This is a genomic window from Embleya sp. NPDC059237 (assembly GCF_042754105.1).
Taxonomy (GTDB): Bacteria; Actinomycetota; Actinomycetes; order Streptomycetales; family Streptomycetaceae; genus Embleya.
This window is the reverse complement of record NZ_JBHZAE010000001.1, coordinates 1273246-1298343: the sequence shown is the minus strand read 5'-3', so window position 1 is coordinate 1298343 and position 25098 is coordinate 1273246. Positions and strand designations below refer to the sequence as shown.

Sequence of the window (25098 nt, the reverse complement as noted above, 5' to 3'; positions counted from 1 at the left end):
TCCGTCACCAGCCGTCACCGCCGGGCCGGTTGCCCGCACCACCCGCCCGGGTCACTGCGCCGGTCCCGGATCCGCGCTCGCCGCCCGGGCCATCCACCCCTGCGTCTCGATCGAGAAGACGTTCTCGCACCGCTCCACGAACCGGCCCTCCTCGGCCGGATCCAGCGGCATCCGGGCGAGACGATCGTCGCGCAACCGCCGCAACTGCTCGGCCGTGCGGGCGAACGAGATCAGGTTCTCCTGATACCGCATGCCGTACCCGTACAACATCACCGACGCCGACACGGTGGTCACCACGGGCACCCACGCCCCCGCCCCGGCGCCGCCGCTCGTGCCCGCCACCACCGCGAGGGCCATGCCGGTGATCGCCAACACGAACTCGGCGAACTGGATCCGGACCAGCCCGCGCCGCATGCGGATCACCTGCGTGCCGTAGTAGCCGTCCGCCTGGTCGTCGATCCGCTCCCGCACGTAGCTGTCCACGTCGTGCACGGGCGGCGGCAGCGGGTACGCCCCCGGCACCGGCTGCGGTAGCAGCGCGAGCAGTTCGGCGGCGGCGTCCTCGAGGACTGCGCGCCGCGCGGTCAGCGTCGTCCGGCGCTCGGCCTCGGTGCCCGCGTAGGGCCGGCTCGCCGTCAGATACAGGTAAACCTCGCTTTTGAGCGCCTCGCTGACCGACCTCGTCCGGGTCCACGCCTCGATCCGCTCCGGTTGCAGGCGCAGCGACGTCACCAGCGGCACCAGCCCCACACACAGCGCGCCGATCAGCGACAACACCGTGCCGAGGTCACCGGACGCCTGGGTGCCGGCCGTCACCAGGACCGCGCCCGTCACACCCAGGATCAACCGGACCAGGCGCCAGCGCCGCACCGAGTTCTTGGCCGTCGAAGCCGCGAGCGACCACCGTCGTTGTGCGCGCCAGGTCTGTTCGAGCACCGGATCCGTACCACCGGTCACGCGGGCCTCCAGGGCGGGTTCGGTGCCTCCGCACGCCCGGCCAGCTGCATCGCGCGGCCGTGCGTACGCTTCAACTCCTTTTCGCCGGACGTGGATAGCGGTGCCAGCTCGATCGCCTCGACCGCCACACCGGTGCCGGCCCGGTCGGTGACGAACAGCAGCAGCAGGCGAGGGAAGCACGCCCGCAACTCGCGCACCAGCGCCACGTCCGGCAGGTGCCGGATGACCACCACGATCGGCCCGGTCTCCAGTGCGTGCGCGTCGAGCACGTCGCGGAACCCGGACTCACCGGCCAACTCGGGGTCGTCGTAACCGTCGTAGCCCAGATACCCGGCCACCGCGTCCCGGATCGCGGCGACCAGGTCCGCCGCCATCCGCGCCCCGGCAGGCACCGTGACCTCCAGGTGCGGCCACGGACGCGGGCGACCGCTGGCGCGGAGCAGGTAGGCCCGCAAGGTACCGTCCCGGGTCGCCGCCAGCACCGCGACCCGTCCGTCCGCGCAGGCCCCCAACTCGCCCAACTGCGCGGCGGCGAGCGCCGGAACCCGCGCGTACACCACACTCAACTCGGCCACCGTGTACGCGGGATCCGACCGCAGCACGGGCAACACCTCGCCCAACGCCCGTACCAGCGGGTCCGGTCGCGGCGGCGGAACCGGGACACGCTCGGTCAGCAGCGCCTCGCTCAGCCGCTCGCGCAGTACCTCGCGGTCCAGCGGGCCGCACACCTCCAACACGTCTGCCGCGGCCCGCAGTCGGTCTTCGTAGGCACCGTCCAGGGCGGAGGTGACCGCGTATCGCGTGGGCGAGGAACGGTCGAGGTGCCACAGCATGATCTGGTCGAGGTCGGCGCGCAACTTGGCGGGCAGGCGACCTCCGGTGATCTCGTCGTCGGCCCAGTCGCACATGTCCACCTCACCGAGGTGGATCGCCTTGAGCGCACTCGTGGGCAGGTCCGCGCGCCGTACATCCGGCAACTTCAGTGCGATGAACCGGTATCGGGCATCGACCCGCCGCCGGCCGTCCGCGATGCCGGCCTCGTAGCCGACGTTGGCCGACTCCATCGCGTGTCGCGACAGCAGCAGCACGGTGGCCTGACTGCGGTGCAACTCCAGGGCGATCTCCTGCTGCCAGACGTCGCCGCTGCGCAGGAAGTCCTTGTCGTACACGGCCTCGAAGCCCTCGGCCGCCAACTGCGCGACCAGCGCCTCACGCGCGTCCAGGCAGCGGCAGCAGACCGCGTCGGGCTTGGCACGGGTGCTGTGGCTGACGAAGATCCGGGGCCGCGGCGGCGACGCGCCGTGCGGATCGGGAAAGTGCCGGATGGTCACGGGCCGCTCGCATACAGCTCGTCGGGGCCGAGCAGGCGGAACCAGCGGTATTCGTACGGGTTCAGGGTGAGCATCGTGGGCGATCCCGTACGGATGCCCAGAGTTCGCGGCGTCTCCGCGTCCAGGAGGTCCACCAGGGTGCCCTGCGGCGTGCCGGGCGTGGTCAGCGCGACGGCACGGCGCGTGTCGCCGAGGTTGGCCGCGCACAGCACGAACTCGTCCTCGTGACGGCGCAGGAGCACGACGACGTCCTCGTACAGGGAGGGCAATCGCGTCGCCGTGCCGCGGGCGAGCGCCGGCTCGTGGCGGTGCACGCGCAACATCGCGGCCAGCCGGGCGTTCGTCGGGCCGGGCGGCAGCGTGGCGACGGCGCGAAGTCCGGGCCGGGCGAGCAGGATCGACGCGCACGCCCAGGTGAGCGGCGCGGCGTCCTCGGTCAGGGCGGACAGGGACACGCTTCGGCCCAACGGGCCTTCGTAGGGCGCGATGGAGCGCATGCGGACGTGCTCCTCCGAGGGGTCCAGGACCAACGACGCCTGAGCGACCCGTAGCGCCCGACCGCCCTGTGGCGGTGGGCTCCTGGTCATCGCAGGCGGGTATCCGTCGTTCTCGTTCCACCTGGTGGGATCGTGCGGCAGGTCGTGGTCGAGCACGAGGATCCGCCTCGGGTACTCGTCTACCGGAGCGCGGAAGATGCCCAGCAGTTCGCTCGCCCTCGCCACCGGCGGCTCACCCCGCTCCACCTCACTCCACCAGTACCGCGACTGCACGATTCGGATACCGACGGCGCCCGCACGCATCAGTGCGCGGCAATACCGCAGCACATTCGCCGCGTCGATCTCTCCCCGGACGCGCGCCACATGCTCGGTGGGCACGTCCACCAGCACCCGCAGTCCCGCCGCGCCTGCCGCGCGCATCCACGCCCACGCCTCGGCGTCGGGCACGCCATCGGCGGCGGCGGTCGGCTCGGCCCGGAACGGCAGACACACACAACCGATCCCGTAGCCACGGATCCGGGCGAAGTCGGCGCCTCCCGGGCCGAGGGGCATCGTCGCGATGAGGGTGTCCGCCGCCCGATCGGTCTCCGGCTCGTCCCTGCGCCGTGGGGTGACCAGGACGGATCGGCCGTCCCCGGTGCGGAGTTCGACCGGACCGCCCCGGCCGACGATGGTGAACGTCGAATAATCCCCCGGCGATACGCTCATCGGTCGGAACGGCAGCGGCACTTCGTCGGGCGGGTCGTTCGGCAGGTCTCCGTCCCACCGCAACAATCGTCCATCGCAGTCCACCGCCAGCGACGTGTCGCCGACGATCGCGAGCGAGGTGAGGTCGGCCCGAAGGGCTTCGCCTTCGACAGTCTGGGCAGGCCCGGAACCGGGCACGCGCACGAGCCGCGGGCCGGTCTGGGCCAAGACCAACGCGCGGCCCGGCGCGCCGCGGGAGATCGCGGTGATCGGCCGTGGCTCGAAGCGCGAGTCGAGCCTGGTCCGTGCTCCCGTGGAGAGGTGAACGATCTCCACCTCACCGCCGGCGGATGCGATCAGGACATCCTCGTGCCCGTACGCGGCCTGGATCCGGGTGCCGGCCTCGGCGGTCCGGGACAGCTGCATCATCCGGTCGGAGCGTGCTCCGACCGGGGTTGCCCAGACCCCGCGCTCGCTCACGACGATCACCCGAAAGCCCACGATCGCCACCTCCCGGATGCCGCCCGCAAGCAGTCGACGAGGCTCGGCAAGCAAAGTCTGCTCCACCACGATCACCTCGGCGCCCGCCCTGAGCAGCACGATTCCCGAAGTGCCGTCCAGGTCGGACAACTCGGCGCTCTCCTCCAGCCGCTCGGTCGACCACGGCTCACCACGGAAGGAGCGCAGCAGCTCCGTCCCGCCCTCCGTCGGCCGCAGTGCCGCCCGCAGGTTCCTGTCCGCCAGCGCCGCCGTGGCCCCGAATACCGTCTGGGTACGCAACAGCCGCCGCTCGGTCGGGGGCTTGGGCCCGGCCCGACCCGCCGCCAGGTCCGCGAATACCACGATCGGCACGTGCTTCGACTCACTCGCCCCCAACTCCACCGCGTATCCGCCGGAATCCCGCTCCCCGGGCGGGGCCAGTTCCACCCGCACCCGTTGCCCACCAGGTACTTCGAGCACCCGATCACCGGCCTTCGGCGGTCGACTCAGCGTGAGCCCGTCGTCCTCGAACCGCACCCCCAGCCGCACCCCTCGGCGCACCGCCGCACCGAAACTCGCCGGCGTGCCCGCACTCGTCGGCGGCTCGACGTGCAACCGCGCCGCCGCCGAGTCGACCAACGTCCGGGCGAGTGCGCTGGTTGCGAAGACCCCCGGCAGCCTCGGCAGGAAGTGCACGAGCCAGCGGGCGAGGTCGTCGCCCGTCGTGCCGTCCGGGATCAGTGCGAACCGAAAGGCGGTCAGGTCCGGTTCGACGTCCCGGGGTTCGGCGCCCATCGCCTCCGCCACCGCCAACCTGGTGTACCGCCGCACCAGTTCGGGGGCCTGCTGCTGCATGTGCTCCGTGAGCCGAAGCACGCGCGCCCATCGCCGGCGGTCGAGCGCCAGCCGGGTCCGCAGCACGGCCGCGACGTCCGGTGCCAGGACCAGAGCGTTCGCGTCGGCCGACTCGACGAGCGGGGAGAACCACAGATCCGCCTCCAGGCTCGCCGTGCTGTTCGGGACGAACTCGATCCGGGCACGTCGTACGAACGCCGGTGCGGCATGGGACGCCAGACACAACACCTGGGCCAGCAGCGGCAACGCCGGTTGACGCTCGGCCACGGTGCGCAGCAACTCCGCGGCATCCAAAAGCCCGTCGACGGCGTCCGCCCACTCGTCCCGCGCCGGATCGGGCCGGTCCCAGCCCGCCGTCACCGCCGCACCTCCCCCCGCACCCGACGGGTCTCCCGTCGGGCCACGCGAATCGAGGTTCGCCGGTCCAGCGGCACCAGCGACACCCGCTGCCGCAACGACCACGGATGTGCCCGCGCCGGGTACGGCGTCACACAGACCACCGGGCAACCGGCCCGGCGCACCGCGTCGATCCAGTCCCCCCACTCGCCGGGGCCCGCCGCCGCGTCCCCGCTGAACGGCAACCGGCGCAACCCCAGGTCCGAGATCAGCACCACGGGCGTACCCGCCGCCGGCGGCCGGTACGCCGCCCGTTCGCGCCGCCCGACCCACCGCACCCCCCGCGCGGGTGTGCCCCAAAAGCGCAGCACCTCGACCCGGTCCCGGCCGACCACGCCGCCGGCCAACTCGCGCAACCAGCGCTGATCGGCCCGGAACGGCGTCATGGACTCGCCCGCGTCCAGGAGGAGCTGCACACCCAGACGGGTGGTCGGCCGGGCCCGCCGGGGAAGTTCACGCAGGAAGGATCGAGCCGCCACACGCCGGACGAGGGCCCGCTCATCCACGGAACGACCGACCACATCCGTCGAGCCGACCGCGAACATCACACCCGGCGCCCAACGGCCCACCCACGGCGGCTCCGGAGAGCCGGCGCGATCGTCCGTGCCCGCTTCGAGCAGGCGATCCACCTCGCCGGCCTGCTCCTCTACCGGCGCTTCCGACGACTCGGCCGGTTCTTCGGTCGCCTCGCTCGACGCCTGGGGGCCGCGCAACACCAACAGCGAGCAACCGGCGTCGGGCAACACCGGCATCGCGACGACCTCCCCCGGAGCCGGCGGCTCGGCCGGCTCGTCGGCCGGCAGCGCCTCGTCGAGGCCGGCCGGCGACTCCGGCGCGTCCGCGTCGCCGGCGATGCCGAGCATGCGGGCGATCTCGGCCGCCGTGTCCGCGTCGCTCACGTCGAGCGCGACGATCGCCCGGACCAGGTCGCCCAGATGGATCCGCCCCCGTGCGGTACTCACCCGCGCAGCCTCGCACTCCCTCGGCCCTTGTCCAGGGCGACCTCCAGGACCAGGTCCCAGGTGCGGCTCCCGGGCTCGACGCCGAGTTCGTGGCAGGCGCGGAGGGTGTCCAGGAACTCGGCGGTGCTGGGCCCCGCGGCCCACTCGGACTCGGCGGCGACCTTCAGCAGGTGCTCCGCCACCCGATCCGCCGTCGACTCGTCGTAGCCGGCGCCGAGATGGCCGCGGGCCACCTTCAACAGGTGCTCCTTGTCCGGAGCTTCCAGCGACAGCACGATGCAGCGGCGGACGAAGGGCGCGGGCAACTCCCGTTCGTTGTTGCTGGTGATCACCACCAGCGGCTCGACACCCGGAAGTGCGGTCACCTCCTCGCCGTCCGGTCCGGGGAAGCTCAGCGTGTCGAGCGGTACGAGCAGGCTGTTCGGCAGGTCGGGATCGGCCTTGTCGATCTCGTCGATCAGCACCACGGACCCGGGCGCGGACCCGGTGTCCCGGCCGGCCCCGGGCATCGTCGCCGGCTTCCCGTCCCGCGCCGGCGGGGTCCGGTACGGATCGAACGCCTTCCACAACACCCCGGACGCGCAGTAGGCGCCGATCGTGGGCGCGACCTCGCGGGTCTGTGCGTCGTTGAGCCGGCGCAGCGCGTCGAAGCGCCAGAACAGGTCCTCGGGTTCGGTCCGCGCGGTGATCACCTCGGTGTGGCACAACCGGCCGAGATGCCGGGCGACGATCGGCGCCAGCGTGGACTTGCCGGACCCGGGCGGCCCGAAGACCAGGAGCGGTCGCCGGGTCGCGAGCGCGACGTTCACGGCGAGCACGATCCGCTCGTCGTCGAACACGTATACCCCGTCGTCCGGTACGGCGCCGGCGCCCGCGAACTCCGGGCCGGGCGCGGGAGGAAGCTCGCGAGAGGGGTCGAACGCCATGGCTGTGGGCACCTGTCCAGTGTGCCGCCCGGCCCCGCGCCCGGGTGGGGATTCCGGCACAAGCGGGCCCGTCCGGGCCCGATTCGATCCGGGATCGGTCACCGGTTCGCCCCCATCCGGTGCCGGGCCGGTCGCCGGTCTGACAGGATCCGATGCCGTGCGGAAATCTCCGATCCACCTCGACCCGGACACCGCGGGTGTGCTGCGGCGCGACCGGGTCGCGATCGTGGCCGGATTCGTCGTCTACGCAGCCGTGCTGGTCTGGCGGGTCGGCGCGCAGGCGGTGCTGCCCGCGCTGCTGGTCTTCGCTTTGCTCGCCGCCGCGCTCGTGGTCTGCGACATCCGGTTGCTCCGGCTGCCCGACGCGCTCACCCTGCCCGGATACCCGCTGCTCGCCGCGCTGTTGCTGATCCCCTTCGACGGGGACGCGTACGGGCGGGCGCTGATCGCGATGGCGGCCTGCTACCTCGTGCATCTCGCGCTCGCCCTGGCCGGTGTGGGGGTGGGCCTGGGCGACGCCAAGGCGGCGGGCCTGGTCGGGCTGGTGGTCGGCTGGTCGTCCTGGGCGGCGCTGATCCAGGCGCTGGTGCTCGCGTACGTGGCCGTCGGCCTGTTCGCGATCGTCCTGGCGGTCACCCGGCGGGCCGGGCGCGGCAGTTCGGTGCCGTTCGGGCCGTTCCTGCTCGGCGCGGCACTGGTCGTCGTACTGGTACACGGTGCATGACGGACCGTCACGAGACGTGTTCGTCCGGCTCGACGCGCCGCCGGCCGGGGGGCTGGTGCCCGCCCGGCCGGATGTGGCTCAGTCGTCCAGCAGGTCGCGCAGCAACTCCACGGTGAGCGGCTCCGGTTCGGCGCCGAGTCCGGCCAGCAGGCCGTCCAGGCGGTCCACGTAGTAGTCCAGCTCCGCGCGGTCGCCCGTTATGTGCGTCGCCCGGAACATGGTCCGGTAGAGCATCTGCGACTCCGGGCACACCACCAGGCCGACCGAGCAGGCCCGCTTGGCGGCCTGCGGGTCGTGGTTGTCCAGGTGGTACTCGGCCAGCCGGGCCGCCACGTCGACGATCTCGGCGATCATCTGCTGGCGGAACGGCTCGGCCCACACGTAGCGGCGCGGGCCCACCCCGTCGAACGGCGCGTCGCGCACTATGTCCAACGCCCGTGCGTAGTCCATCGCCACCTCGTGGCTCCCGTACAGACCGGGCGCGACCAACTCGCGGAAGCGAAACCAGTCGCAGGCGAAACCGGGCCCGAACGCGTAGCCCTCGCCGCCGGCCGCGGCGGGCAGGTGGCTCGTGCCGTCCTGGCTCGTGCCCACCCAGCGCCGCAGTTGGCTGATCGCCGAGTTGCGCGCGGTCGCGGTGACGCCCAGCGGCCAGACGGCGGCATCGAGTTCGGTCAGCGGGCGACCGGGGTGCAGGGCGATCCACGCGGCGAGTTCGGTCAGTCGGGCGCGGCGGCCGTGCTCGACCTCCTCGCCGACACCGATCAGATCGACCTGACCCAGTATCCGGATCTCCGGGTAGGTCGGCGCGAAGCCCTCGGCCGCCTGACCGATCGCGGCCGGTGCCTCGGCCGGCAACGCGGCCACCGGCGGGGCCACATCCCACGCCGAGCCGACCTCGGGCGCGTCCGCCACGGCCGGTTCGGCCTCCGGCGCGACCACCAGGAACGTCCCGGAGTCCTCGGCGGTCGGGGCCTCCCGCACCTGCCCGGGTGCGCCCCAGTACTCGGCGGACGGCATCTCGACGCCACCGACCACGTCGGCGGCGCCGACCGCGCCGGTCGCCGCGACCGCCGAACCCGGCGCCGCCGAACCGGAGTCCGCCGACCCGAACGCGGCCGGACCCGCGATCTCCGGGCCCGGTTCGCCCGGTGCCGGGGCGATCCGCTCGCGTCCCCGGCCCTGCATCAGGTCGACCTCGTCGTCCGGGCCCAACACGTGGACCCCGGGGGCGGCGAGCACGTCCGCCCGCACGCCTCCGTGTCCGTTGGCGGCGTGCGCCGCGTAGGTCTCGTAGGTACCCTCCGGGGCGTCGGCGACGTCCCACGACGGGGTTTGCTCACCGGTGCTGGTCCGAGCGTCGATCGGCACTGCCGTTCCCTCGTCCGGGGCCTCTGCGGCCGCCACCGGTTCGGCCGACTGCCCGACTTCCCCGGTGGATGCGTGGGGGTGGTTCTCGGGATCGTCCACCCCTTCGAGTCCTGTGTCGCCGTGCCCGTCGTCCCCCGACGAGAACCCCGCAGGCGGGCTCGCGGGACCCGGTACGGAGCCCGTCTCGGGCGCGGCGGGCGCGCCGAAGACCGGCTCACCGAGCGTCGAGTCCGCGAGGTCCGGTGTCCCGAACCCCGGCGCCTGGGTCGCATGGGCCACGAACTCGGCCGAATCCGAGGCCGGTTCCTCGTGGCCCGGGGCGACGACGACCGCCTCGTCGGCGGTCGGCTCGGCATGGGCCGACCCGGCACGGACCGATCCGTCGGCGATCGGCTCCTCGAAGGATGGCGGCACCGAGGCTTGTCCGCCATATGCCGGATGCGGATACGGCGGTTCCGCATAGGGCGGTTCGGTATACGACTGTTGCGCGTATGCGGCGTCCGCGGCTACCGCATGTCCCGGTTTCCCGGCCGGCGCCACATCCGGGCCGGTCACGGGCGCTTCGTACTCCCGGGTCGGCGCCGGGGGCGGCCCGGACGAGCCGTTCGCCGGCTGGAACAGTTCGGGCTCGGCGGCCCGTTCGGCCTCCGCGGTCGCGTGCGCGGTGTCGCCGGATCCGGGTCCGGTGTCCTCGTGCTGGTCGTCGGGCAACCACGGCAGCGGCAACGAGCCGGTGTCCTCCGGCGATCCGCCGCCACGCTCGATCCGTTCCGGCGGGGCCAGCGGCATGCCCGCGACGGGGAATACGGCGGCCCCCCACGAGTCGGTGTCGGAAGCCGACCCCGACCCGCCGCGACCGGCGCGGCGCGTGGTCGGCGCGGGCCGTCCGGGTGCGCCGAACACACGCTCGTCGGGCTCGGGATCGGTGGGGTCGGGCTGGTAGTACCCGGGCGAGACCTCGAACTCGGCCGCCACGTCGGCCACAGTCGCCCCGCCGACGCGGGCCGGTCGCTCCATCCCGCCGACCGCGGACCACGCGGCGGAGGACATGCTCCCGCCGCCGGCACCGACGCCCACCTCGACCGACTCCGGTTCACGCTCCGGCCGTTGGCCGGGGATCAACACCTCGTCGGCGGGCACGCCGTCCAGGTCCTTGGACACGGTGAACATGCTCACCAACGCCTGGTACTGCGGGTCCTCCAGGCGCTGGACGTGCACGTCGGTGTTGATCCGACTGGGCGTCACCACGCCCGGCACGGTGGGCAGTCGGGTCACCCCGAGCCCGCTGAGCCACGGCTCCGAGTGCACCGGCGCGATGATCGCGGCGGCGGCGCGCGGGTAGGTGTTGGTCAGCCGCTGGATGTGCGGGACGTGCGCCTCGGTCAGCGGCTCCAGGGACAGTACGATCTCCGGCGGCCAGGTGTCGGGCAGGATGCCCTTGGTCCGGGCCTGCCGGGGCGAGGTCAGCTTGGCGTCGTCGAGCAGGCCGACCACCTCGTCCGACCAGGTCGCCAGCCGGCTCAGCGCCTCGTCGAGCGAGTAGGCGTACCGGAGTTGTTGGCGCCCCTCGCGTTCCACGTCACGCAGTTCGCGACCGAAGCCGACCACCGTCACACACAGGTCGTCGCTCCACACGTTGGACAACAGCTCGACGGCGAGCGCGCGCAGCACCGCGAGGTTGTCCTCCCCGGAGCCGTCCGTCAGGCCGACCACGCCGAGCGATTCCAGATCGACCAACAGCTGGCGTCCGTCGTCGGTTTCGCCGAGCACCGCGAGGGCCGGATAGGGCGCCGGTACGTTGGCCGCCGCGCTGGTGTGCAGCAACTCGGCGTCGGCCGGGCAGGTCCAGTGCATGTGGTCGCCGTGTACCGCCTCGAACGGATACAGCGGCGGGGACGGCGCGGCCAGGTGCAGTTCGAGCTGCCGGTCGGTGAGTTGCACCGAGTCGATCAGGGGCAGTGTGCGGCCGGTGTCCGACATCCGGGCACACAGCGTGCGCAGTGTGCGGTCGAACAGGTCCAGCGCGTCGGGCGTTTCGGTTGCCCGCAGCTGCTGTTCCAGGTCGGCGGCGGCCGGTGCAGGCATCGCGATCCGGCGCCCGTCCCGACGCACCGACTGCTGTAGTCGACGGCGTACCAGCAGCGCGCCGAGCACCCCCGCGGCGCCGACCGCGCCCAGGGCGAGCGCGCCCACCGGTACCGAACTCTCGTCCCCACCCGGGCTCGGCGCCTCGGCCCGGCTGCCGGTGGGGTTGGTGTTGTCCGATTTCTTCGGCGTCTCGGTCGACGCCGCACCGGGCGCGCCCGCACCGTCGGGGGCGTTCGGAACCGCGATCGGGTCCTGCTTGGCGATCTGCGGCGGGGTCTCGACGAACGGCTTCTGCGGCTCGGCGGGCGGTTGTTGGGCGGGGGGCTGCTGCCGGGGCGGCTGCTCCGCCGGCGGTTGCTGCTGGGGTGGTTGTTGCTGCGGGGGCTGCTGTTGCGGCGGCTGTTGTTGCTGCTGCGCCGGGTCCGCGCCGCCTCCGCCCGGGATGGACAACGTCCACCCGGGCTGGATCGAGTTCGGGTCGGTCAGCGCCGCGCCGCCCGACTGCGGCTGGTCCCTGTTGGCGGCGAAGATCTCGGGATAGCGGTCGCCGTCGCCCAGGAGTTCCTCGGCGATGTCCGACAACGTGTCGCCCGGCTTGACGGTGACCGTCTTCGGCAGCGCCTTGTGCTCCTCCCCCGGCAACTCCGGCGCGTGCGCGGCCTTGACCTCGGCGGGCGGCCCGGCATTGGCGGGCAGCGCGAGCACCCAGCCCTCCTCGACGTAGTCCGCCGAGTCGAACCGCTGCCCGTTCGCCATCGTCTTGCCGTCGTTGAGCCTGGCGATCTCGTTCCAGCGTTTGCCGTCGCCCAATCGCTCCTCGGCGATCGTCCACAACGAGTCGCCGCGTTGCACGGTGTGCGTAGGTCCTGCGGTCGGCCCGGGATCCTGTACCCGGACCGGAATTTCCTGCTCCACGGCTCGAGTGGGCGCACTTGACACGTGTTCCGGCAGCTGCGGCGCGGCGTGCGCCTCGCCGGCGGCCAGCGCAGTACCGGCGGGGAGCATCAGCATGATGCCGCCGATCAGCGCGCCCGCCGCCTTCTGGCTCCAGCCCAGGCCGCGAATGCGCGGCGCGGACAACCCGCGGAGCTGGGCGGGGATTTCCACGATCACCGAGATGGCGAAACACAGCCAGGCGCCCCAGAAGACGAGGGCGAGTGCCGCGAGGAAGCCGCGTCCGTCGTCGGGTTGGGTGAGGATCTTGCCGATCTCGTCGAGTGCGGGCAGCCGGTGGGGCAACACGTCGGTGGTGGCCACGACGAGCGAGGCGGGCAGGCCGACGAGCAACGCGAGCAGCACCACGAGGCTGAGCAGGCCGCGTATCAGGTCGAACAGGAATCTTCCGGGTCCGCGACGCCTGCCCCGGTCGGCACGATTTCGTGCGTGTGCCCCGGTGCCCGGACCGGCGCCGGGACGAGGGCCTTGGGTAACGGTCACGGTGCGTCCTCCGGGTTTCGGATCCCATGGACGAGCCCGGCACGGGCATGGCCTTTGACGGTGACGGTGGAGACGCCGAAGAAGGCGGCCACCTTGGTCTTGTATTCGATGGTCACGTAGACGTCGATCTGGCGACCGTCCTTGGTGACCACGGCGTTTCCGCTCTTCACCATGGTGTGAGCGTCGAGATAGTTCTTTGCCGCCTGCTTTGCGTTGTTTTCCGGGACCACGATCGCCGTCCCCGGGATGGCCTTGGTCGGATCGATCGCCTGCCCGGCGGCCCGCGCCGCCTCCTGGGCGAACGCGTCGGCCTTGGAGTCGGCGCGCAACTTGCCGCCGCCGTCGATGACCAGGCCGACGAGCAGGATGATCACCGCCATCATGATCGCGAGCATGATGGCGAGGCTGCCGCGGTCACCGGGGTCGGGGTCGACGTCGGCGCCGCGAACACGCGTGCGGGCCACGGATGTCATCCGTTCCTCCCCCGGTAGGTATCCAGCACCGAGGTGAAGGTGCCGTGCAGGGTCTTCGAACCCGGGATGCCGGGGAAGGCCACATCGGACAACGACACGGTGCACGTGACCGAGACGGTGACGATCCCGGGCGTACCGGGCTCGGTGGTGAAGCCCGGCAGCTTGACCTCGGTGTGTGGCGTGCAGTGAAGCCCGTCCTGGGCAAGCGAACTCTTCACGGCCGCCCTGGCGTTTGCGTCCGCCCTGCCCGGATCCCGGGCGATCGACGCCTCCCGGGCCCCCGCCTTCGCCGCCGCGTCCACACCGTTGCCGGCCACGGAGGTTCGGCCGAACGCGATGATCAGACACAGGAACGCGATCAACACGGGCGTGAGTATCGCTGCCTCCAGAGCGAACGACCCCTCGTCCGCCCGCGGGCTCCCCCTGTACACCCTCGCCCCCCACATGTTCATCAGCCCGAACTCGTCCACCGCTCGACGACACCGTCCGCGTGCTGCGTGATGGTCAGACTCCCGAGGCCGGGCACAATCGACAACGACGTACCCCGAACGGTCACCCGGATCCGCCCCTCGCCGGTTCGCTCCGGAATCACCTTCGGATCCTTGAGCATTCCCCCGCCGAGGTCCTTGACCACATCTCGGCCGCGCTGTTCCGCCTTCCCGCGGTCCCCCTTCGTCGCACGCCCCACCTCGACGCCCTCCTGGGCCGCCTGCAACGCCACTTCACGGGCGTACCACCACAGGCAGACCTGGATCACCGACAACAGCACGAGAATGAACACCGGGAAGATGATCGCCATCGAAATGGACATGCTGCCGCGATCCGACCCGCCTGCCTGGCGCAGGCGGCGTCGGATCGCGGCGATGGGTCGGCTTCGTCGCACGTCGGTCACGGAGGGTTGGGCCGTGCTACTGGTCGTTCTGCGGAGCCGGCGGCACGTACTTGTCGTCGGATTTCTTCAGGCCGTCCTGGTACTTCTTGTACATCGTGTAGATCACCGCCGCGATGCTGACCGCGGCCACCATCAACACCGCGACGATGATCGCCGTCTCGATGCTGACCGCGCCGTGGTCGCGCTCCTTGCGCAGTCGCCGATAGCGGTCCACCAGGCCGCCGGTGACCACCAACACGAAGGCGACCGGAGCCGGGGCGACTCTGTGCACGGCGGTCTCGACACGATCGAGCACCGCTGGGGACGAGGAACCGGTTGACATTGCCTGTACTCCTTCCGGAGAACGGCTCGGAATCCGAAGGTCGTTCATACCGAGAACATCCGGGAAATTGCCGGGAATCCGAGCAGGATTCCCATGATCACCACGAGCATCGTCCCCGGAACGGTGAGCCGTTCCGAGTCCGCGTTCGCCTTTTCGTGTTCGTTCGCGAGCAGTTCCACGCGCAGCGACTGGGACCGGGCGCGCAACGTGCCGTACACGGCGGCGCCTTCGGTCCCGGCCATCTCGATGATGTCGGCCACGTCGGCCAGTTCGGGCAGGTCCAGGTCCTTGGCCAGGTCGCGCAGTCCGTCCCAGGGGTCGGCGCTGCCCACGCGGGCCCGCGCCAACGCGTCCTGGATCCGGGCGAAGGCCCAACCGTCCCCCACGGCCGCGGCCCGTTCCAACGCCTCCGCCGGGCCCGCGTCGCCCGCCCGGCCCAGCGCCACCAGGTCCAGGTAGGCGGCAGCCGCGTGTTGGAACTCGATCCGGGCGGACTTGGCCTGGTCGCGCAGCGCATAGTCGGGGATGAACCACATCCCCGCCGCCACCGCCAGGGACAGGAACAGCGGTACGTAGAACGCGATGCCGATTCCGGCCGCGGTCAGCACTGCCGAGAGCATCGCGGGCAACAGCAGTCCGAGCAGGGCCAACAGCGCCTTGGTGCGCACGAATTGTGCGACGGTCTCGCCGACCAGGTCGAGTTCGCGGTGCGGCACCCTGAAGCCCGGGACGTGCCGGACCATGGCGACCAGTCGGTCGTCGTACTTGCTGCCCGTCTGCTCCGTGCGCCGCTTCGGCATCCCGGACAGGCGGTGCAGCGCGTTGCCCAGGTCCGGCGGCGCGGGCCACAACTCGCGAACCAGCACCGCCACTCCGGCGCCGAGCACACACCCGCTGACGATCACCATCGGTGGGATCACGACCACTCACCCCGCAATACGGGCGCGGTGTGCACACCCTGCTCCTGCTGCACGTCCACCGCCCTGGCCGCCTTGACCACGCTGCGCGGATCCGCCACCAGGAAGCGGGGCTTGACCCGATCGGCCGCCAGCGAACGCATCCAGACCAGGGTGCCGACGTAGGCGATCGCCATCAGTAGCAGGACCATCTGCCCGAGCGCTGTGCCGTACGGCGCGGCGTAGTCGCGGTTGATCACCACGACCAGGGAGGTGACCCCCAGGGTGATGTAGGTGATCCAGCGCACGGCCATCCGGGCGCCGGCCCGGTCCGCCTCGATCGCCCGGCGCTGGCGCACCTCTTCGCGCACGGTCGTGGCGAGGTCCTTGAGCGCCATCGCCAGGCCCGGCCCGCGGTCCGAGGAGCGCAGGATCAGCGCCGCCGCGATCTTGTCCGCCGTGGCGTCGCCCAGATCGGCCGCGAACGCCCGCAGCGCCTCCTCGGGGCGCCACCGGGACTGCAATCGGCTGACCAGATCGCCGACTTCCTCGACGATCGGCTCCGGGCAGGTGGCCCGCGAGGTGAGGATCGCGTTCTCCAGCCCGGCGCCCAGTTCGATCAGGTCGGCGATCCGTCGGGTCCACTCGGCGAGTGCGTCCAGGCGCTTGATCACGCTGTGGTCGCTCCTGGTGGGCGCGAGCAGCCAGGGCAACCCGGAGAACGCGGCGATCACCAGGAGCCCGGCGCCCAGGAATCCGGTGAACAGCCAGACCAGCGCGGCCACCACGACACCGACGGACAGCCGGATCCGGCGGGCGGTGCGCTGGCGGGCCGTCACCGGTCCGGACCGCATCCGGCGGATCGCCGACTCCATGCGGCCCGGCGGCTTGGGGGTCGGGTCGTCGTAGGTGCCGACGAGCCCGACGATCAATCCGATCACACCGCCGACCAGCAGGCATCCGCACACCGCGACCAACAACGCGTCACCCATACGATCACCCGGCCTGGTGCAGCTTGAGCCGCAACGGGCGCCAGCCGTGCGGTTCGTCCAGCAGATGCGGACTGAACCCGGCCCGGATCAGATCCGGCATGTCCGAGGGGTACATCCGGGCCGTGGCGCGCGGATCGTCGGCGGTCGGCGCGAAGATCGTGTTCACGGCCGGGCGGCGGTGTTCGCCCATCCCGGTCACCTCCAGGACGTGCGAGACGAAACGATGCCGTTTGCCGCCGATGGCCGTCTCGTCGATCATCCGCACGAAGACGACGTAGTCGACGGCGTTGGAGGCCAGCCGGTAGGCCAGTTCGGGACTCATGTGCGCGCCGTACTCCAGGCAGAGTTCGGCGATCCGGTCGAAGATCATGTCCGGCTCGCGCACGTGCAGCGTGCACATGGAGCCGCCTTCGCCGTTGGTCATCACGCGCAACATCGGCACGATCTCGCTGGAGCGCACCTCGCCGACGATCATCCGCGACAACGACATGCGCAGCGCGGAGGGGATCAGTTCGCCGATGGTCAACTCGCCCGCCGACTTGCCGTCGATGCCGCGTTCGCCGTTGCCCTCGCGGGCCTCGATCGCCACCACTTGGCGCAGGTGGCCCAACTCGTGCAGGAACAACTCCAGTTCGGTTTCGAAGGTGCCGATCCGCTCGTCCCGGGGAATCTCGTGGGACAACGCACGCAGCAGCGAGGTCTTGCCGACGCCCTGGGTGCCGCAGATGATCAGGTTCTTCTTCGCCCGGACCAGCGAGCCGAGGAAGGCCGCCAACGTGCGGTCCAGGGTGCCGAGTCCGATCAGCTCGGCGAGGCGCACGTCACGCACCCGGTGCCGGCGGATGGTCACGTAGGTGTGCGGGGTGACCTCGGTGATCGCCTGGAGCCGGGAGCCGTCCGGTAGACGCAGCGCCAGGGTGGGCTGCGCGGTGGACAGGGTGCGCTCGCCGCTGCCGTGCCGGCGGGCCAGGTCGCGCAACAACTCGCGGAGTTCGTCGTCGGAGGCGGTCAGCGGGGGCACCTGGACGCGGGGGCGGTCCGCGTAGTCGACCCAGACCGTGTCGTAGCCGTTGACGAGGATGTTCTCCACGGCCGGGTCGGTCAGGTACGGCTCCAACGGCCCGGCACGGAACAACCAGTCCCACACCGCGCGCGCCATCGCCCGGTCCTCGGCGGGCGTGGTGGAGATGCCGCGCTCGCGGGCGGTGATGTCGGCCCACTCGGCGACCACCTGGGCGACGATCGCGCGACCGCGCTGCTCCCGGTCGCCGGTGGTCATGCCGGGCGCAGACTTGTCGAACTCGTGCAGCTGTTCGGCCGCCCGGTCCTTCAGTATCCGCACCACGGCCGGGTCCACGACCGGTTCTCCGGACGGGTTGCGGGGCGGCTTCGGGGCGGCGGTGAGCGGGGCGTGCGGGCCGGTGCCGGTGGGGGCGGGCGCGGCGGACGGGCGGCGGCTGACCGTGCCGACGCCGTTGGCGCTCACGCTCGCGGTCGGCGGCACGGTGAACATGCCGTCGCGCGAACCGGCCGGGCGGGCGGCGCCGTTGACGTGGCCGTTCACCCCTGGCACGGCGTGCGGTGGGGCCGGCACCGCGGTCGGCGCGGACATCGCGGTCGGCGGAAGGGGTGTGCCGTTGGCGGGGGTCGGCGGCGGGACGTGGCCCACGGCGGGCGTGAGCGCGCCCGCGCCGGCCGACCAGGTGTGCTCCGGGCCGCTCGCGGGATCGGCGCCGGCCCGCTGGAAGCCCTCCGGCCAGGTGCGCAGCGGGGGCGGCGCGTAGAACACGTCCTCCGTCTCGGGGCGCCCCGGGACGACGTGTATCTGCGGGTGGCCGCCGGTCTCGGCGGGGGGTGGGGGTTCCGGTTTGTTGTGCGGATCCGGGTGCAGGGGGCGGGCGTTATCGAACATGACCGGCCTCCTCGCCGGCCGGGCGGTGCGCCGGTTCGGCCTCGGCGGGTGCCTCGGGGTGGGCCTCGGGACGCGACTCGGGGCGAGGCTCGGTGTCGGATCGGCGGATGTACGCCGCCGCCTGGGCCCAGCCGTCGCTCGGCGCCGGCGCCTCGGGACCGGCGGGCAACTGCCCGCCGGACGTGGGGCGTGGAGCAAGGCGCATGCGTCGCTGTGCGGCCAAGTTGATCGCCGCGTCCGCGGTGGTCCGCGCGGCCCGCATGTACCTCGAACGCAGGAAACGTTTGCCGGTGTCGCCCTCGCCGTCGGACAACACCCGCGCGCGTTCCGGGTCGAACGGCACCAGGCCGAGTACGGGCGCCTCGAGGTGTTTGCCGATCTCCTGCCGGGAGTAGCGTCCCTGTTCGATCACCACGAGGGCGATCGAGTCGGATCCGGTCCCGTGCGTGTCGAGGTCGTTGCGCAGCGCGGTCAGTCGGGGCTGGGCCTGGGCGAGCGAGGGCAATGTGCCGCGGACGACCGGCAGTACCAGGTCGGCGCGGCGCGCGACGATCGCCGACGCGCCCGTGGTGCCGCGCCGGCCGAGGTCGACGATCACGTCGTGCGGAATCTGCTGGTTGCCCAGCCCGGCGGCGAGTTGCGAGATGGGATCCCACGTGTAGGCGAGTCCCGAGGCCTGGGTGGGGTCGACCAGGCCCGGCAGCAGCAGGCGTTCGCGGCGGCCGTCGGACAGGTCGACGAGTTGCCGGAAGAAGGCGTCGACGAGATTTCCCTGACGGTGTGCCACGCCCAGTTGGTGCAGGCCGTATTCGGCCGAAACCCGACCCTGGAGCGCGCCCGCGAGGATCGAACCCCCGTCCGGATCGGCCTCGATCAGGATCACCCGGCGGCCGGCGGGCAGCGGCCAGGTGAGCAGGAGTGCGAGCGCGGTCGAGGTGGCACCGGGCGCGCCCGTGCCGCCGGTGACCGCGACGACGGTCATGGGGTGCCTCCGGCCTTGCCCGGCGCGGGGTTGGGCGCCGCGTCCGCGTTCCCGGTGTTGAGCACCACGATGGAGAACCGACCGTCGACCACCTGCAGGGCGAGCGTGGGGCCGTCCTTGGCGGGCACGGCCACGTCCAGGACGGCCTTGCCGGAACCGGAGTTCGGGTCGGCGGCACTGGCTCGGATCACGGTGGCCGCGATGGTGACGGGCTGCGCCGGCACGGCGTTGGCCCCGGCGGGCGCGGCAACCGAGGTCACGACCAGGATCCGGGTGCCCGGGGTGACCCGCTGGACCGGCATCCTGGTGGCGTCCACGGCAATCGGGACCAGCGTCTCGCCGGGTTGGATCGCGATCTTCTCGGTGACCTGATCCGAGGTCAGCAGCGAGCCCGCGCGCAGCTCGACGGCGGCGCGTTTGCCCACGATGACGCCCTTGGAGCCGGATCCGATCGGGCGCAGCCCGGGCGCGTCGTTGATCTCCACGACCCGCAGGTCCTCGGCGGCGATCGTCTGGCCGTAGGGCACCGTGCGGGCCACGGCGAGCACCGGCACCCGTTTGTCGCCCATCTGATAGAACGCCGCCGAGCCCAGTCCGCCCGCCGCGATCAGCGCGACCGAGAGCGCGATGAGCGCGGGCCGCCGGCGTCTGGCGCCGAGGCTGCGCGTGGGCGTGACCGGCATCGCGCCGGCGGTCGCGCCCGGTGTCGCGACGCCGTTGCCCGATGGCCGTTCCGTAGCTGCCTTCACCACCGGCTCCGCCCCCTTGCTCTGCCGGGTCCACCCAGGTTCCGCGCGGACCGTGATCCACTTCGGAGCTACCGCTCGTATCTTCCACCACACACACTGTCAGGTGAATGGTGAACGGCTCGAAAACCGCCGCCGAAGTTGATCATTCGATGCATTCCGCGACTTCGACGCACCCCGTCAACCAGCACGATCGCGGACGCCATGTGACGAACCCGACCCCACCCAAGATCACGGGCAAGCATCTCGTTCCGGACACCGAACGGGCCCCACGATGGTCCCGAAACGAGCCCCGCCGCAAGCACTTTCGGGCAATTGTTGGCCGGCCGGGTTCGGACCGCACCGCGCGCGCCCGAACGTGATATCGCGCGGCCGAGCCGACGCCGCGCACGGTACTCGATCCGATGTGCGAGGAACTCTCGCGCGCCGTGGGCCGATCCGGCAAAACGGCGGATGTGTCGTCATGTCGATGCGTTGACGATCGGGTGGCATGGCGGCGAAGTCCGGACCATTCGGCGGAGTTCAGACGCGTCGGCGGATGGCCCGTACCGGCAGGTGCCCGGGGCGCGGGAGCGCGCTCGTCCGTGGCCGGGACGGCTTGCCGGGCACCGGCTCCAGATGCCATCGCGCGCACACCACCGCCACGGTGGTCACGATCTGGGCCAGGAACAGGTGTTCGCCGACGCACCGGTGCACGCCCGCGCCGAAGGGCATGTACACGCCGCGCGCACGCCCTCGGAAGCCGGGCTCCGCCCAGCGGTCCGGATCGAAGCGCTCGGGGTCGGGGAACAACTCCGGGTCCCGGTGCAGCGCGTGATGGCTGTACAACACGTCGCCACCACTCGGGATGTGATGCCCCATCACGTCGACATCGCGATTGGCCCGACGCACCACCAGCCAGGGCGCGTACAGCCGAAGCGTCTCGTCGATAACACTCCTTGTATATACGAGGGCGCCCAGGTTCTCCGCGGTCGGCGGCCCGCCGGCCAGTACCTCGTGCAACTCGGCGTGCAGCCGCTTGCGGACGTCCTCGTTGCGGCCGATCTCGTGAAAGGCCCACGAGAGGGTGGCGTTGGTGTTGTCGTTGCCGGCGATCAGCATCGACACCACCTCGTCCCGCACCACCTCCGGCGACATGCCCATCCCGACGAACTCGCCGAGCAGCCCCTCCCCCGAACCCGCGTCCACCGCCGCGGCGATCGTGTCGCGCAACCGGGCGCCGGTCTCGGCGAAACGCCGGTTGCCGGGAGTGGGCAACCGGCGCGCCCACTCGGGCAGCACCGTGCGGGTGAACACCTCCTGGATGAACATCGGCAACGAGCGCCGCAGTTCGGCAACGGCGGCGTCCGCGGCCGGGTCCTCACCGAAGATCAGCCGACCGAGCGTGGCCAGGCCGAGTTCGCTCATCTCCCGATCGAGCGCGAGTGTGGATCCGGGCAACCACTGCGCGCTCGCGTCCTCGGCTTGCCGCCGGATCACATCCACGTACCCGCCGATCCGGGACCGCTGGAACGCGGGCTGCACGGTACGCCGCCGGGCCCGATGCAGCGGCCCGTCGGAAGCGGCCAGCCCGTCACCGATGTGCAGCCGGGCCTGCTTGAAGAAGCCGTCCCGCTCGACGGTGTCCGCGTGTTCGACCAGCACGCAGCGCACGAGCGCGGGATCGTTGAGGACGTACAACTCCTTCGGCCCGACCCGGATCCGCACGATGGGCCCGTGCGCCCGCAGCGAGGACACGAAGTCCCAGCGCCCGCGCAACAACGCCGGGGTATGTCCGAGCAACGGCACTGCGCCCGGGGCGATCGGAACCACGCGGCAACTCCTCGACGGGGATGGGGACGAGACGACGCGGTCCCCGAAGCGGCCGGGGCCCGCAGCCGGCATCCGCGCCGCGCGCCGGTTCGGGAGTGGACCCGGGCCGGTGCGCCGACGTGTTTTGCGGCGGGCTCGAGCGTATTCGCCGCTTGCCGCCACCGCTTCACGGCCTCGCGTCCGGCTCGCGCGCCGTGCGCGGGAGCACTGCCGTTTCGGGCCCACGTCGGCCCGTGGCCGGCTTCGGGTCCACGCGCGCGTTGCGCTCCAGGTCCGACTTCCTGGCCACGTACGGCTTCCCCGGCGTGACCACCGTGGGCCGGCCCGTGGCCGCACGCGGCCCGGGCACCGTGTGCGTCGCGGTCCGGTCCGCGGTCGGGTCGACCACCGAGGTCACCGAGGCGGGTACCGACTTCGGCTCCCCGGCGCCCGAGGCGGACGCGATGCCGACCCAGGACCCCACCGCGATCCCGACGGTGGCGAACACGGCGGCGACCGGCCCCACCAGACGCATCGCCTGCCCGGGCGGCCGGCTTTGACGATTCGTCATGTGCGTACCCCTTCACTGGACAGTCGGACATTCGGACCTTCCACAAGAGAAATACGCCCGCCGACCGAGCCACGTTGCACCGCCGACCCACGCCGCCCACGTGCGGAACATCTCCGAACCGCCGTGCAACCCGGGGCCGTCGGCGCGCGTATCCCCTGTGACAGGCCCCTCGATATGCAGGCAAACGCACGCCCCGGCACCGGCCGGGCGCTCTCGGGCCATGCCCGCGGGGGACCCGGTGAGGAGGAGATCACGGTGCGCGATTCCCGCGACCACCCCCTGGCAACTCCGCTGCCGACCGCGTGAGGGAGGCAGCCCGTGAACGGGAGTTCCGCGAGTACGCCGAGGCCCGCCAGGCCCAGCTGCGTCGATCCGCGTACCTGCTGTGCGGCGACTGGTACGAAGCGCAGGACCTCACCCAGACCACACTGATGAAGATGTACACGGCGTGGGGCAGACTGAACCGCGACGGCAATGTGGACGCGTACGCCCGCGTGGTGCTCACCCGCACGTACATCGACCAGCACCGCAAGGGCCGTTGGCGCGAGGAGCCGGTGGACGAACTCCCGCAGCGGCCGAGCGAGGAGTCCTCGTCGCCGGATCTGCGGATGACCCTGCAGGCGGCGCTGCTCCGGCTGCCGCCTCGCTATCGGGCCGTGCTCGTGCTGCGCTTCTGGGAGGACTGGAGCATCGAACAGACGGCGGAGGCCCTGCGGATCAGTACCGGCACGGTCAAGAGCCAGAGCGCGCGCGGGCTGAACCGGCTGCGCGAACTCGTCGGCGAGCAGATGTGGGAGCTGTCCGAACGGTGAGGCCGACCATGAACGATCGCGACCTGTTCGCGCTGATGCTCGATCAGCCCGAGCCCGATTTCCCGAGCGTGGTGGACGCGGCCGTGGCGGGTGGCAAGCGGATCCGCCGGCGCCGCCGCGTGGCGGCCCTCGGCGCCGGGGTGGGCGTACTGGTGATCGCCGGCACGGGGCTGTTCCTGACGCCCTCGCAGCAGGCAACCGTGCGGCCGGGGACCGACGTTCGGCCCGCGGCGACGACGGGGGCCACGGAGACGGCCCGGCCGAACCCCGCCGTGGACGCGCCGGCCTCCGCCCAACCCGCGTCCGCGGCACCGGAGTCCGCCGGCGACCGGCCGACGGCCCAGGCGGAGACGCGACAGGAGCGGACCCCGCCGGAGACGCAGCCGCGGAGCGGCGGGCGCACGACACCGCCGACCACCACGCTCGAAGACGAGCGCAAGGCCAAGTGCTTGGCCGTCAAGGGGGTCAAATGCTAGTGAATAGCCGGAAATTGAGGGATTGTCACCTATCGATGCGGATCGCCATCCACCGAATGCGGATTGTCATCTGCTGATCACGTCGTAGCCCCCCACACCCGCGCTCGGCCCCTAATCTGATCCCGGATCATTCGTCCGGAGTGAGGAGAGGGCCGGCGTGAACAGCACGGACCCGTGGACCGTGGATCGCATCGCGCATGCGCTCCCGCACCCCGAAGCCCGCCACGAATTCCTGCGTCTGGTGAATCTGACGCCGATCGGCGATCTGCCGGGCCTGCTGGCCCGCTACGTACAGGCGGCGGAGGAACTGATCGCCGGCCTGCCGCACGCACGCGCCCTCGCGGCGCAGGTTCGGGCCACGGGCCTGGACCCGGACCTCGACGAGGTGGACGAGGAAATCGTCCGCAAGTGGATCTCCCGCGGCCGAGCGCAAAGCAGTGCCGCGTGACGTGGCGCCCGAGGATCGGCATCGAGCACCAAGAGGTCATCGACCGCTTCCCCGAAACCACGCTCAACCACTGGGGAATGCTGCTGTACAAACTGGTCTGCGACCCGTACACGGCCACCGTCCGCTACGGCGAGGACGACCGAATCGTCCGCACCGCAGCGGCGGGGCCCCTGATCGTGGTGGTACTGCTCAACGAAGGGACGACAACCGTCACCGTGCTGCAGGTCGTGCACCTGGGTTGACCTTGTGGTGCTTCCCGCCACCCGGTACGCAGTAGTGGTCGGCCACTTCACCCATCACGCCGTCGTGTCGCTGCCGGTGAACCTTCGGCTCACCGGTGCGACCGACGTGGTTGCCGCGCTTGGCCTGCTTGACCTCGGGGTCGAGGACGCGACACACCTTGCGCACCTGCGGATGCTGACCGGGAATCGCATACGCGGAGGCCACGCCCGCGAAGGCGAGGCCGAAACATGCCACAACCATGATCGCTGTCTTACGGATCCTGCTCATTCGGCAGAAGATAGCGGAGCCGGCCCCGGCACACTAACCACGTTCCCAAACCATTTCCCGCAACCCAGGCCCCAAAGCCCCCACCCCCACACATCCACCCCCACCGGCCACCCTCCCTCACCCACCCCATCCGAAGGCCCCAAACCCCCAATCCCGCAGAACCGAGCCAACCAACGCCACCCACCCGAAAGCCACAAACCACATCGGGGCAACCAACGCCACCCAGCCAAAGCCGCAGACCACATCGGGGCACCCGACGGCACCCGGCCAAAGCCGCAGACCACGTCGGGGCGACCGACGGCACCTGGCCGGAAGCCGCAAGACCACCAAGCCCCCGGAACCGGGGCGACCAACGGCACCCAGCCGAAAGCCCCAGACCCCATCGGGGCAACCAACGCCACCCAGCCGGGAGCCGCGGACCCCCAAGCCCCCAGAACCGGGGGCGGCCAACGGCACGTCAGGCGGGCGAGCGGGCGAGCGGGCGAGCGGGCGAGCGGGCGAGCGGGCGAGCGGGCGAGCGGGCGAGCGGGCGAGCGGGCGAGCGGGCGAGCGGGCGAGCGGGCG

The 25098-nt window shown here is 71.8% G+C and carries 23 protein-coding genes; 5 read left to right on the top strand and 18 right to left on the bottom strand.

Features of this window, described 5'->3' with window-relative positions; genetic code table 11:
- Positions 1-51: 51 nt before the first annotated feature.
- The 5 genes from ACFXKZ_RS05690 to ACFXKZ_RS05670 are packed head-to-tail and all read right to left on the bottom strand — an operon-like array spanning position 52 to position 7103.
- Positions 52-957 (bottom strand): DUF4231 domain-containing protein, encoded by a 906-nt coding sequence (locus tag ACFXKZ_RS05690; RefSeq protein WP_379996722.1) that lies wholly within the window; start codon positions 955-957, stop codon positions 52-54.
- Positions 954-2288 carry a TIR domain-containing protein gene (locus tag ACFXKZ_RS05685; RefSeq protein WP_379996720.1) on the bottom strand — a complete coding sequence of 445 codons (1335 nt, stop codon included), beginning with the start codon at positions 2286-2288 and terminating at the stop codon, positions 954-956. The genes ACFXKZ_RS05690 and ACFXKZ_RS05685 overlap by 4 nt, the downstream gene beginning before the upstream one ends.
- Positions 2285-5167: a hypothetical protein gene (locus ACFXKZ_RS05680; protein ID WP_379996718.1), complete on the bottom strand. Its 2883-nt coding sequence runs from the start codon at positions 5165-5167 to the stop codon at positions 2285-2287. Before ACFXKZ_RS05680 ends, ACFXKZ_RS05685 begins: the two co-directional genes overlap by 4 nt.
- Complete coding sequence (locus ACFXKZ_RS05675) at positions 5164-6165, bottom strand: hypothetical protein (protein ID WP_379996716.1); 1002 nt, start codon at positions 6163-6165, stop codon at positions 5164-5166. Before ACFXKZ_RS05675 ends, ACFXKZ_RS05680 begins: the two co-directional genes overlap by 4 nt.
- Entirely contained in the window at positions 6162-7103 is a 942-nt protein-coding gene (locus ACFXKZ_RS05670; protein ID WP_379996714.1) for an AAA family ATPase, read from the bottom strand. Before ACFXKZ_RS05670 ends, ACFXKZ_RS05675 begins: the two co-directional genes overlap by 4 nt.
- 145 nt (positions 7104-7248) lie before the next feature.
- Here ACFXKZ_RS05670 and ACFXKZ_RS05665 point away from each other — a divergent pair, with 145 nt between their 5' ends.
- A complete protein-coding gene (locus tag ACFXKZ_RS05665) occupies positions 7249-7815 on the top strand; it encodes a prepilin peptidase (protein ID WP_379996712.1) in 567 nt (188 codons plus the stop codon).
- Between the two features lie 78 nt (positions 7816-7893).
- Here ACFXKZ_RS05665 and ACFXKZ_RS05660 read toward each other — a convergent pair whose 3' ends face one another.
- The 12 genes from ACFXKZ_RS05660 to ACFXKZ_RS05605 all read right to left on the bottom strand — a co-directional run bounded on the left by ACFXKZ_RS05660 (position 7894) and on the right by ACFXKZ_RS05605 (position 22288).
- Complete coding sequence (locus ACFXKZ_RS05660; protein WP_379996710.1) at positions 7894-12711, bottom strand: LysM peptidoglycan-binding domain-containing protein; 4818 nt, start codon at positions 12709-12711, stop codon at positions 7894-7896.
- A complete protein-coding gene (locus tag ACFXKZ_RS05655; RefSeq protein WP_379996708.1) occupies positions 12708-13175 on the bottom strand; it encodes a pilus assembly protein TadG-related protein in 468 nt (155 codons plus the stop codon). Before ACFXKZ_RS05655 ends, ACFXKZ_RS05660 begins: the two co-directional genes overlap by 4 nt.
- A gap of 5 nt (positions 13176-13180) precedes the next feature.
- Positions 13181-13630, bottom strand: coding sequence for a TadE family protein (locus tag ACFXKZ_RS05650; protein WP_379997316.1), 450 nt, complete (start codon positions 13628-13630; stop codon positions 13181-13183).
- A 5-nt stretch (positions 13631-13635) separates the two neighbouring features.
- Positions 13636-13995 (bottom strand): TadE family protein, encoded by a 360-nt coding sequence (locus tag ACFXKZ_RS05645; protein ID WP_379996706.1) that lies wholly within the window; start codon positions 13993-13995, stop codon positions 13636-13638.
- Between the two features lie 97 nt (positions 13996-14092).
- The gene (locus tag ACFXKZ_RS05640) at positions 14093-14398 is read right to left on the bottom strand and encodes a hypothetical protein (RefSeq protein WP_379996704.1); all 306 of its coding nucleotides are present in this window, start codon (positions 14396-14398) and stop codon (positions 14093-14095) included.
- Positions 14399-14442: 44 nt separating this feature from the next.
- A complete protein-coding gene (locus ACFXKZ_RS05635) occupies positions 14443-15318 on the bottom strand; it encodes a type II secretion system F family protein (RefSeq protein ID WP_379996702.1) in 876 nt (291 codons plus the stop codon).
- Complete coding sequence (locus ACFXKZ_RS05630) at positions 15315-16286, bottom strand: type II secretion system F family protein (protein ID WP_379996700.1); 972 nt, start codon at positions 16284-16286, stop codon at positions 15315-15317. The genes ACFXKZ_RS05635 and ACFXKZ_RS05630 overlap by 4 nt, the downstream gene beginning before the upstream one ends.
- 4 nt (positions 16287-16290) lie before the next feature.
- Positions 16291-18198 (bottom strand): ATPase, T2SS/T4P/T4SS family, encoded by a 1908-nt coding sequence (locus tag ACFXKZ_RS05625; protein WP_379996698.1) that lies wholly within the window; start codon positions 18196-18198, stop codon positions 16291-16293.
- Positions 18188-19180 (bottom strand): hypothetical protein, encoded by a 993-nt coding sequence (locus tag ACFXKZ_RS05620; protein WP_379996696.1) that lies wholly within the window; start codon positions 19178-19180, stop codon positions 18188-18190. The genes ACFXKZ_RS05625 and ACFXKZ_RS05620 overlap by 11 nt, the downstream gene beginning before the upstream one ends.
- The gene (locus ACFXKZ_RS05615; RefSeq protein ID WP_379996694.1) at positions 19177-19929 is read right to left on the bottom strand and encodes an SAF domain-containing protein; all 753 of its coding nucleotides are present in this window, start codon (positions 19927-19929) and stop codon (positions 19177-19179) included. Before ACFXKZ_RS05615 ends, ACFXKZ_RS05620 begins: the two co-directional genes overlap by 4 nt.
- 519 nt (positions 19930-20448) lie before the next feature.
- Positions 20449-21738, bottom strand: a complete 1290-nt coding sequence (locus ACFXKZ_RS05610; protein ID WP_379996692.1) for a cytochrome P450 — start codon at positions 21736-21738, stop codon at positions 20449-20451.
- A gap of 166 nt (positions 21739-21904) precedes the next feature.
- Entirely contained in the window at positions 21905-22288 is a 384-nt protein-coding gene (locus tag ACFXKZ_RS05605) for a hypothetical protein (RefSeq protein WP_379996690.1), read from the bottom strand.
- Positions 22289-22590: 302 nt separating this feature from the next.
- Between ACFXKZ_RS05605 and ACFXKZ_RS05600 the strand changes: the two genes are divergently transcribed.
- The 4 genes from ACFXKZ_RS05600 to ACFXKZ_RS05585 all read left to right on the top strand — a co-directional run bounded on the left by ACFXKZ_RS05600 (position 22591) and on the right by ACFXKZ_RS05585 (position 24266).
- Positions 22591-23100 carry a SigE family RNA polymerase sigma factor gene (locus ACFXKZ_RS05600; RefSeq protein WP_379996688.1) on the top strand — a complete coding sequence of 170 codons (510 nt, stop codon included), beginning with the start codon at positions 22591-22593 and terminating at the stop codon, positions 23098-23100.
- A gap of 8 nt (positions 23101-23108) precedes the next feature.
- Positions 23109-23576: a hypothetical protein gene (locus ACFXKZ_RS05595; protein ID WP_379996686.1), complete on the top strand. Its 468-nt coding sequence runs from the start codon at positions 23109-23111 to the stop codon at positions 23574-23576.
- A gap of 157 nt (positions 23577-23733) precedes the next feature.
- Positions 23734-24024, top strand: coding sequence for a hypothetical protein (locus tag ACFXKZ_RS05590; RefSeq protein WP_126639535.1), 291 nt, complete (start codon positions 23734-23736; stop codon positions 24022-24024).
- Entirely contained in the window at positions 24021-24266 is a 246-nt protein-coding gene (locus ACFXKZ_RS05585; RefSeq protein ID WP_078974732.1) for a hypothetical protein, read from the top strand. Before ACFXKZ_RS05590 ends, ACFXKZ_RS05585 begins: the two co-directional genes overlap by 4 nt.
- Here ACFXKZ_RS05585 and ACFXKZ_RS05580 read toward each other — a convergent pair.
- On the bottom strand, positions 24235-24534 hold the full coding sequence (locus ACFXKZ_RS05580; RefSeq protein WP_379996684.1) for a hypothetical protein: 300 nt from the start codon (positions 24532-24534) through the stop codon (positions 24235-24237). The two genes, ACFXKZ_RS05585 and ACFXKZ_RS05580, sit on opposite strands and share 32 nt — an antisense overlap.
- Positions 24535-25098 lie beyond the last annotated feature (564 nt).